Below are 971 nucleotides of genomic sequence, written 5' to 3' on the forward strand. Positions count from 1 at the left end.
GGAATTGGTCGCAGAAGGAGGCGTCGATGCCCTGATTAATCAAGATCGTCGTGTACCCAACCTCAAGAACCGCGTTGAGGAAGCGGTCGAACGGGCTGTGGTTGAGTATGCCGTTGAGTTCCCCGCTCATGGGCAGCACCGGGCCAGTAATGAATTACGGCAAAAAGGGATATTTGTCTCCGGCAGTGGGGTTCGCTCTATCTGGCAACGCCACGATTTGGAAAACTTCCGAAAGCGACTGAGGGCGTTAGAACAGAAAGTCACCACTGAAGGGATTATCCTGAGCGAGGCTCAAATTGCTGCGCGGGAGAAAAAGGCTGTTGATGACGAAGTTTGGGGTGAAATCGACACGGCCCATCCGGGCTATCTGGGGTCACAGGATACGTTTTATGTCGGCAACCTGAAAGGGGTAGGTCGTATCTACCAACAGACCTTTATTGATACCTATTCCAAGGTCGCGCATTGTAAGTTGTATACGAGTAAAACACCCATCACCGCTGCTGATTTGCTCAATGATTATGTCCTGCCGTTTTATGAGTCTCAGGCGTTGCCGATGCTGAGGATACTGACCGATAGGGAAACCGAGTACTGTGGTCGTGTAGAACATCATGATGATGAGCTTTATCTGGCTATCAACGATATCGACCATACGAAAACAAAGGCGAGATCCCCCCAGACGAACGGCATTTGTGAACGTTTCCACAGAACCATTTTGCAGGAGTTTTACCAGATCACCTTCCGCAAGAAGCTCTACAGCGATATGGCGGAGTTGCAGGCAGATCTGGACAACTGGCTGTGGTATTACAATAATGAACGGACTCATCAGGGTAAAATGTGCTGTGGACGTACGCCCATTGATACGTTATTGGATGGAAAACGACTCTGGGCAGAAAAGAATTTAACCCAGATTTAACCTGACAGACACCTGTATAAATAACCGGTAGTTGTCAGATCTAATCTGGACTAATACA

1 protein-coding gene is annotated in these 971 nt (G+C 48.6%); it reads left to right on the top strand.

Features of this window, described 5'->3' with window-relative positions; all coding sequences use genetic code 11:
* Nucleotides 1-913 (top strand): IS481 family transposase (locus tag IQ209_RS17915; protein ID WP_228005979.1); only part of this gene is annotated, 913 nt, incomplete at its 5' end.
* Nucleotides 914-971 lie beyond the last annotated feature (58 nt).

The organism is Xenorhabdus sp. BG5 (assembly GCF_015163665.1).
Taxonomy (GTDB): Bacteria; Pseudomonadota; Gammaproteobacteria; order Enterobacterales; family Enterobacteriaceae; genus Xenorhabdus.